Genomic DNA, 8,248 nt, shown 5'->3' with positions numbered 1-8,248 from the left:
TCACTTAACCCGAACCGCTATAGTTATATGGCCTTACAGCGTCTTTCTGCCAATAAAATTGAAACGGTAGCAATTGGTTTAAAAGAAGGAAGTGTTGCTGGGGTAGCTATTTCGACACAGCCAATAAGTTTTGAAAATATAGATACCGTAAGTCTATATTTGAACCCCACCAATCAGCAGGCCTATTACCAGTATATTATCGATTTAAAACCCAGACGAGTAATTTTTAACCCAGGAACTGAAAATCCTACCTTCTATGCTCTTTTAGAATCTCATGGGATAATGGTGGAACAGGCATGTACATTGGTGTTACTTTCCACCGGACAGTATTAATTTGCTTAAATTACTGGATTTAATATTGCTGAAAATTAATAATCCAATGAAGGTGAGTGCTCCATTTAGAATGAGTACAAAAAAACCAAAATCAAACCCAAGCCACCTATTGCTGTAAAGGCTGATAAAATAAGCCAGGACAGGGGAACACAAGGCGATAAAAGGAATGAGATTATCCCTGGTTTTAAGATTTGTGAAGAGTCCAAAACTATACATCCCAAGTAAAGGCCCATAGGTGTACCCTGTAAAGACAAATAGCTTTGCAATGACACTTTCATCTTTTATAAGGTATTTAAAACTTATGATGACAAATATTAAAACCAGCGAAAAAAGCAGGTGAACACGTTTGCGAATTTGTACCTGACTTTTAAGAGAATGCCTTTTGTCAATGGCTAATATGTCAACACTAAAGCTTGTAGTTAATGCTGTTAAAGCACTATCGGCACTGCTGTATGCTGCAGCTACCAGCCCTATAATAAATGAGATAAACACTACAGGACCTAGATAATCTTTTGCCAAAACAGGGAAGAGTTGGTCGTTATGGGCCTCGATGCCATTTTGCTGAGCATAGAGTGTTAAAAGCACTCCTAAGCTCATGAATGCCAAGTTTACCACCGTAAGGATGATCGTGAACCAAAACATGTTTTTTTGAGAATCTTTTAGGGTGCGGCAACTTAGGTTTTTTTGCATCATATCCTGGTCCAATCCAGTCATTACAATGGCGATAAAGGCACCTGATAAAAATTGTTTCCAGAAATAATTCACACTGTTGATGTCCTCAAAAAAGAAAGTTTTTGATAGTGAGCTTTCCGAAATAAAAGAGATAATTCCTTGAGGAATGTTCATTTCATCATACAGAACCATTATGGTCACCCCTAGTGCAATTAACATAAAAAGTGTTTGAAGTGTGTCGGTCCATACTACGGTTTTTATTCCGCTTTTAAAGGTGTAGAGCCAAATAAGGGCAATGGTAATGCTTACAGTAGTCCAATAAGGAATACCTATGACGTCGAAGGCTAGAGCTTGCAGTACATTGGCAACTAAAAACAATCTAAAACTAGCGCCTACCACTCTGGAGAGTATAAAAAACGAGGCTCCTGTTTTATAACTATTTATCCCAAAGCGTTGTTCCAAATAGGTGTAAATGGAGGTGAGGTTCATTCGGTAATACAAGGGAAGAAGAACAGTTCCAATGACTAAATAACCTAGTAAGTAACCTAAGACAACCTGCATATAACTAAACTGAGAAGTCTCCACCCATCCAGGCACAGAAATAAAAGTTACGCCGCTAAGCGAAGCCCCAATCATTCCAAAGGCGACCACGAACCACGGGGATTGCCTTTTGGCTTTAAAGAAGTTTTCATTGTCCTCTTCTTTGTCACTGGTTACTAGAGAAATAATCAATAAAACTACAAAATATAGTACTAGAATTAATAGTATATAGCTAGGTTCCATCCCCAAATTTTCAGTATAGATCTGCAAATCTATTGGATATTATTCAGAATTGTATCTTAAAATTGTAATTTCGCACCAATGGAATTTTCATCAAAACTATTAGAAAACGCAGTGAATGAGGTTTCACAATTGCCTGGGATTGGTAAGCGCACCGCCTTACGATTGGTGCTGCATTTACTCAGACAACCAGCGCAACAGACCTTGGAATTGACGGAGTCTTTACAAATGTTACGGACCCAGGTGAAATACTGTAAAAACTGTCATAACATTTCCGATCGGGAGTTGTGTGAGATTTGTTCAAATACAAAGAGAGACCAAACATTGGTTTGTGTAGTGGAGGATATTAGGGATGTCATGGCCATTGAAAATACAGGGCAGTACAAAGGGGTTTACCACGTTTTAGGAGGAAAGATTTCCCCGATGGATGGGGTTGGCCCCTCGGATTTGAACATCGTAACTTTGATAGAAAAGGTGAAATTAGGTGAGATTAAAGAAATTATCTTTGCCTTAAGTTCAACAATGGAAGGAGATACAACCAATTTTTATATCTTTAAACAACTGGAAGGTTATTCCATTAAAACATCGACTATCGCAAGAGGTATTGCGGTGGGAGATGAACTAGAGTACGCGGACGAGGTAACCTTAGGTAGAAGTATTTTAAACCGCATTCCGTTTGAAAACTCCCTAAAAGGTTCATAGATATACAACGAATATTTTGCAAATTATATTTAATAAAAACGCGTATTTTTTATTATTTTCGCAATTATAACATGGTTTAAAAGCGGTAAATTATCGATATGGCAAAAATAGAATTAAAACTTCCTCAAATGGGGGAAAGTGTTGCAGAGGCAACAATCACTTCTTGGTTAAAAGAAGTCGGAGATACCATTGAAGCTGATGAGGCTGTTTTGGAAATTGCAACAGATAAGGTGGATTCCGAGGTCCCAAGTGAGGTGGATGGAGTTTTGGTTGAAAAATTTTTTAATATAGATGATGTAGCTCAAGTGGGAGATGTATTGGCCATTATAGAAACGGAAGGTGAAGTTGAAAAGGATGGTGTGTCGAATAAGGAGATGGTACCTGATGAACCAGAAGTGGTTGCAGGATCCTCTAGTGCTAAAGAGTTGGAGCAGGAGATGGAGGGTCTTAAAGAAACTTTAGGAACTACCCCAGATTTTACATCTTCTGAACGTTTTTATTCGCCTTTAGTAAAAAATATTGCAAAACAAGAAAATATCACCTTGGATGAATTAGAAAATATTCAAGGAACTGGTAAAGATGGTCGGGTTACTAAAAACGATATGCTATCTTACCTTGAGGGGAGAAGTAATTCTTCGGTTGGGCAAAATGAAGAAGTGGTTCAGAGGGAACCGGAGCCTGAAGTGCAATCAGTAGCTACCGCTACACCAAGTACCTCTTTGTTATCGGTAAATGGCAAAGATGAAATTATCGAAATGAGCCGTATGGGTAAATTAATTGCCCAGCACATGAGTGATAGTATTAAAACTTCTGCGCACGTTCAGAGCTTTATAGAGGTGGATGTAACCAATATTTGGAACTGGAGAAACAAGGTTAAAGATGAGTTTTTTAATCGTGAAGGAGAGAAACTAACCTTTACACCCATCTTCATGCAGGCAGTTGCCAAAACTATTAAAGATTTCCCGATGATCAACATTTCTGTTCAGGGAGATAAAGTGATCAAGAAAAAGGACATTAATTTAGGAATGGCTGCGGCCTTACCAGATGGAAATTTAATTGTACCTGTTATCAAAAATGCAGATCAATTAAACCTGGTTGGAATGGCCAAGCGCGTGAATGATCTAGCCACTAGAGCTAGAGCTAACAAACTCAAACCTGATGAAATTACCCAAGGTACGTATACGGTGACTAATGTGGGTGCTTTTGGAAGCGTTATGGGCACTCCAATCATCAATCAACCGCAAGTGGCTATACTTGCCCTGGGTGCTATTCGAAAAGTTCCTGCAGTTATTGAAACACCTGAGGGAGACTTTATTGGAATTCGTCACAAAATGTTCTTGTCGCACAGTTATGACCATCGTGTGGTAAATGGGGCACTTGGAGGACAGTTTATCCAAAGAATAGCACACTATCTCGAGGCATGGGATCCTAACAAGGGAATTTAAAGCAGTTTTTAGTTTAAGGAGAGGGTATCCAATCCACACTCGGTGGAGGTTTGGCGTAAAATGACCTTGTTTTTTGATCACATTTTTCGTACACTTGTAACCAGTAGTAATTAGACTCATAAACCACGTAAGCGAACTTACAAGGTTGGCCATTGGAGCGGTAAGTACTATCATCCATTGGTTGCCAAAGACACTTTCGCGCTTTGGTAATACACCGTTTTTTGAATCATACGTACATGGAATTAAAATTAACAAGACCCATTTGTTTTTTTGATCTTGAAACAACTGGGATTGATGTTGCTAGAGATCGGATCGTGGAAATATCAATTTTGAAAGTATTTCCAAATGGAAATAAGGAAAGTAGGACTTGGCTTGTGAATCCTGAGATGCCTATACCACCTGAATCTTCCGCAATTCACGGGATCACAGATGAAAAGGTAAAGGATGAGCCTACCTTTAAAGAACTCTCAAAGGCTATCTATACGATGATCAAAGACAGTGATTTGGCTGGGTTTAATTCAGATCGTTTTGATATCCCTGTCCTTGCTGAGGAAATGCTTCGCTCTGATATTGACTTTGACATGGGTAGTAGGGTGAGTGTGGATGTACAAACCATTTTCCATAAAATGGAACAGCGCACCTTGTCGGCTGCCTATAAGTTTTACTGTGGCAAAAGTTTGGAAGATGCACATAGTGCTGAGGCTGATACCATTGCTACCTATGAGGTGCTCAAATCACAGCTCGATCGTTATCAAGAGTTGGAGAACGACATTAAATTTCTTGCGAATTTTACGACGCGAAGAGTGACTGCTGACTTTGCTGGTTTTATTAGCTATGATGAGGATGGAGTGGAAGTGTTTTCTTTTGGGAAACACAAAGGTCGAAAGGTTGAGGAGGTTTTGGAGCAAGAACCAGGGTATTTCGGTTGGATCTTAAATGCTGATTTTCCAAGGTATACAAAGAAAGTGCTTACCGCTATTAAACTCAGAAAATTGAACACCAAGCTCGGCTAATGATTAAATTTGCCAAAGTATTTGTTTGTATTGGGGTGTTTTTAAGTTTTGGCTATAGTGATGCTCAAAAGTCAATGCCTGTGGGAGAGTTAAGGGATGATCAAACAAATAAACCGATTGTGTATGCTTGTCTCATTTTTACAAAAACAACATACGGCACCACATCCAATGAGCAAGGTCGGTTTTTTTTACAAGTGGACAGTACCTTATTACAGGAGAAGGTTCGAATTTCATGTATAGGCTATCATAGTAAGGTGTTGCCTTGTTATAAACTTTCCAATAAGACTATTTATCTTTCCCCAAAGATGGACGCGTTAGTCCAGAAGTATGTTTATGATCCAGAAAATAAACAGCCGAGTCGTACCATTAATCCGTTTTCTGGAAAAGAGTGGGTTGGTCTAGGAAATTTTAGTGGTGGTGCATACCCATCAGTCTTGGCCAGATATTACCCAAATGATTTTAAAGGCGATAAAAAGCATGATCTGGATCAGGGGACCATTTTTTTCAATCCTCCCTACCATGTAAGTTCCAAATTTAAGTTAAGGGTCTTAGGAGCTAGTGATGATTTGAGTCCTGCAGAGACCCTGCTATTAAGTAATCTGATTGTTCAATCTGAAAAGAACAACCGCAAGGTTCAGGTTTCACTTGCTGATTACGGAATTCAGGTGCCTGAAAATAGGTTTTTTATTGATGTGGAGCCTTTGTTTATCCATGAAAATCGATTTGAAGAACAGTTCGATATTCGTATAGGAGATACCGTGTACCAAGATGTTAGCACCATACGCTATGGACCTGTCCTTTGAGGGGTGCAAGAGCAAGAAGAGCCAGAGGAGGTGCGCCTATTATAGATCTAATGTAGGCTGGAATCCTATGAATAATTTGAAGATTAATAAAAATGGCAACACATTTAAAAATACAAAAATAGTTGCACCCGCCTTTAAAATGAAAGTTGTTTACTAATTTGCGATTTCAAAATTAATAGTAATATGAAGATTATCTGTGTAGGCAGAAATTATACCGAACATATTGCGGAACTTCAGAATGAGAAACCTGATACTCCCGTCATTTTCATGAAGCCTGATACGGCACTTTTAAAAAATGGGTTGGATTTTTATCTTCCTGAGTTCTCCTCTGAGATTCATCATGAGGTGGAACTGGTGGTAAAGATATGTAAAGTAGGAAAACATATTGCGCAGAAGTTTGCACATAAATATTATACTCAGGTGAGCTTGGGTATAGATTTTACTGCTCGGGATTTGCAACGACTACTCAAAGCCAAAGGCTTGCCATGGGAACAGGCCAAGGCATTTGATAATTCTGCTTTTGTTGGTAGATGGCTGGAAAAGGACTCCTTAGGAGATTTAAATGATATTCATTTTAGTCTTTCTAAAAACGATCAACTGGTACAGCTTGGTCACAGCGCAAAAATGTTGTGGAAAATAGATGAATTAATTGCTTATGTTTCCAAGTTTTTTACACTAAAAACAGGGGATCTGATTTTTACGGGCACTCCCGCTGGTGTTTCCCAAGTTCAAAGCGGTGATTTTTTACAAGGACACTTAAACGATCAAGAAATATTTAACTTATCAATTAAATAATACCTAACATTATGAAGTACAATTTAGATAAGCTCAACGAATTATCTGGAGGAGATAAGGAGTTTAATCAAACCATAATTACTACCTTTTTACAAGAGACACCTGAAGATTTTAAGGGGCTTGAAAGTGCTATTGCTGCTCAAGATTTTAGTGCTATATACCAGTACGCGCATAAAATAAAGCCCAATGCTGACTTACTTGGAATAGACAAGTTAAAGGATCAGATGCTAACAATTGAGTCACATGCTCGGGGAGATATGGATATTGAGCGTATTAAAGGCTTGTCCTCTAGCGCGGCAGATGAATTACAAACCGCCTACCAGGAGTTAAGCAATTATATTAAGTAGCTAGCATGTTAGCAGAAATTATTACTATTGGTGATGAAATTCTCATTGGTCAAATCGTAGATACGAATTCTGCGTTCATTGCCAAGAAACTCAATTCGATCGGCATTTCAGTTTTTCAGGTGAGTTCAGTTCAAGATGAGAAAAGCCACATTTTAAAAGCGCTGGAAGAGGCTGAGTCTAGAGTGGATATTGTGATTATAACTGGTGGGCTTGGACCGACAAAAGATGATATCACAAAGCATACGATTTGTACTTATTTTTCAGATCAACTGGTGGAAAACAAGGCGGTGCTAGAAAATGTAGAACGCTTGTTTAAAAAGTATTCCAATAGTCCGATTTCGAACCTAAATAAAGGGCAGGCTTTGGTGCCTTCACGTGCGGAGGTTTTGATGAACCACTATGGTACAGCACCTGGAATGTGGCTTGAAAAACCGGGAAAGGTATTTATATCGCTCCCTGGGGTTCCATTTGAGATGGAGGCACTGATGGTTGATGCGGTCTTGCCAAGGCTACAAAAACAGTTTAAACACCCCTATATTCTTCACAAGACTATTCTTACTTATGGATTAGGGGAGAGTGCATTAGCAGAGCGTCTTGAACTTTGGGAAAATCAACTTCCACCGTTTATAAAACTCGCTTATTTACCTAATCTAGGAAAAGTAAGGCTACGATTAACGGCCAGAGGAGATGATAAAAAGTTGTTAGAGCTGGAGGTTCAAAAACAGCTGGAGCGTTTAATGCCTTTAATTAAGGATTTATATTTTGGCTTAGAGGAGGAGAATGCTTTGGAGGTTACTTTAGCCAAACTCCTCAGTGACCGTAAGCAACGGATTTCAGTTGCAGAGAGTTGTACTGGTGGTAAATTGGCCCATACCTTTACAGCCATTCCTGGTGCTTCAAATTTTTTTACTGGAGGGGTGGTGACCTATGCTACGGAGTCGAAAATTGACGTCTTACAGATCGATAAATCCCTTATAGATCAATACAGCGTTGTGAGTGCACCTGTGGCAGAGGCGATGGCATTGGCTGCTCAAAAGATGTTTAAAACCGATTTTGCCCTGTCCACTACAGGGAATGCAGGACCCGTAAAAGGAGATTCAGACGCCGAAATTGGGACTGTTTTTATAGGATTGGCTACTTCGAATGGCGTTTTTTCTAAGGAATTCAACCTGGGAAACCATCGTGAAAAAGTAATTAATAAGGCGGTAAATAAAGCGTTGGAAATGCTTTTTAAAGAATTTTCAAAAAAATGATTCTTTCACTTGCTATTAAGACTTAGAATTCGTTAATTTGCACCCTGTTTTTAAATAATACTAAAGTATAGAAGCATGTCAAGAGTTTGTGAACTTACAGGAAAG

At 38.9% G+C, this 8,248-nt stretch carries 9 protein-coding genes; 8 read left to right on the top strand and 1 reads right to left on the bottom strand.

Annotated elements, in window-relative coordinates; translation table 11 throughout:
- The coding region (locus VKY50_RS08540) for a CoA-binding protein (protein WP_324300860.1) at window positions 1–333 on the top strand (333 nt) is incomplete at its 5' end.
- Here VKY50_RS08540 and VKY50_RS08535 read toward each other — a convergent pair.
- Complete coding sequence (locus VKY50_RS08535; protein WP_324300858.1) at window positions 310–1,788, bottom strand: sodium:solute symporter; 1,479 nt, start codon at window positions 1,786–1,788, stop codon at window positions 310–312. The two genes, VKY50_RS08540 and VKY50_RS08535, sit on opposite strands and share 24 nt — an antisense overlap.
- 78 nt (window positions 1,789–1,866) lie before the next feature.
- Here VKY50_RS08535 and recR point away from each other — a divergent pair, with 78 nt between their 5' ends.
- The 7 genes from recR (at window position 1,867) to VKY50_RS08500 (ending at window position 8,143) form a co-directional block, all read left to right on the top strand.
- Entirely contained in the window at window positions 1,867–2,487 is a 621-nt protein-coding gene (recR, locus tag VKY50_RS08530; protein ID WP_324300856.1) for a recombination mediator RecR, read from the top strand.
- Between the two features lie 98 nt (window positions 2,488–2,585).
- Window positions 2,586–3,932 carry a dihydrolipoamide acetyltransferase family protein gene (locus VKY50_RS08525; RefSeq protein ID WP_324300854.1) on the top strand — a complete coding sequence of 449 codons (1,347 nt, stop codon included), beginning with the start codon at window positions 2,586–2,588 and terminating at the stop codon, window positions 3,930–3,932.
- A 236-nt stretch (window positions 3,933–4,168) separates the two neighbouring features.
- Window positions 4,169–4,945 (top strand): 3'-5' exonuclease, encoded by a 777-nt coding sequence (locus VKY50_RS08520; protein WP_324300852.1) that lies wholly within the window; start codon window positions 4,169–4,171, stop codon window positions 4,943–4,945.
- Window positions 4,945–5,748, top strand: a complete 804-nt coding sequence (locus VKY50_RS08515) for a carboxypeptidase-like regulatory domain-containing protein (RefSeq protein WP_324300850.1) — start codon at window positions 4,945–4,947, stop codon at window positions 5,746–5,748. The genes VKY50_RS08520 and VKY50_RS08515 overlap by 1 nt, the downstream gene beginning before the upstream one ends.
- Before the next feature lie 183 nt (window positions 5,749–5,931).
- On the top strand, window positions 5,932–6,543 hold the full coding sequence (locus VKY50_RS08510; RefSeq protein WP_324300848.1) for a fumarylacetoacetate hydrolase family protein: 612 nt from the start codon (window positions 5,932–5,934) through the stop codon (window positions 6,541–6,543).
- An 11-nt stretch (window positions 6,544–6,554) separates the two neighbouring features.
- The gene (locus VKY50_RS08505; protein ID WP_324300847.1) at window positions 6,555–6,890 is read left to right on the top strand and encodes an Hpt domain-containing protein; all 336 of its coding nucleotides are present in this window, start codon (window positions 6,555–6,557) and stop codon (window positions 6,888–6,890) included.
- Between the two features lie 5 nt (window positions 6,891–6,895).
- Entirely contained in the window at window positions 6,896–8,143 is a 1,248-nt protein-coding gene (locus VKY50_RS08500) for a competence/damage-inducible protein A (RefSeq protein ID WP_324300845.1), read from the top strand.
- Window positions 8,144–8,248 lie beyond the last annotated feature (105 nt).

The sequence above is a fragment of the Galbibacter sp. genome (genome assembly GCF_035306585.1).
Classification (GTDB): Bacteria; Bacteroidota; Bacteroidia; order Flavobacteriales; family Flavobacteriaceae; genus Galbibacter.
Note: the sequence above shows the minus strand (reverse complement) of the source record. Positions and strands in the feature narration are given on the sequence as shown.

Excerpts from the sequence above, each read along its gene's own strand:
- VKY50_RS08510 (WP_324300848.1), top strand. The coding sequence starts at position 5,932 with ATGAAGATTATCTGTGTAGGCAGAAATTATACCGAACATATTGCGGAA.
- VKY50_RS08520 (WP_324300852.1), top strand. The coding sequence starts at position 4,169 with ATGGAATTAAAATTAACAAGACCCATTTGTTTTTTTGATCTTGAAACA.
- VKY50_RS08500 (WP_324300845.1), top strand. The coding sequence starts at position 6,896 with ATGTTAGCAGAAATTATTACTATTGGTGATGAAATTCTCATTGGTCAA.
- VKY50_RS08505 (WP_324300847.1), top strand. The coding sequence starts at position 6,555 with ATGAAGTACAATTTAGATAAGCTCAACGAATTATCTGGAGGAGATAAG.
- VKY50_RS08535 (WP_324300858.1), bottom strand. The coding sequence starts at position 1,788 with ATGGAACCTAGCTATATACTATTAATTCTAGTACTATATTTTGTAGTT.
- recR (WP_324300856.1), top strand. The coding sequence starts at position 1,867 with ATGGAATTTTCATCAAAACTATTAGAAAACGCAGTGAATGAGGTTTCA.
- VKY50_RS08515 (WP_324300850.1), top strand. The coding sequence starts at position 4,945 with ATGATTAAATTTGCCAAAGTATTTGTTTGTATTGGGGTGTTTTTAAGT.
- VKY50_RS08525 (WP_324300854.1), top strand. The coding sequence starts at position 2,586 with ATGGCAAAAATAGAATTAAAACTTCCTCAAATGGGGGAAAGTGTTGCA.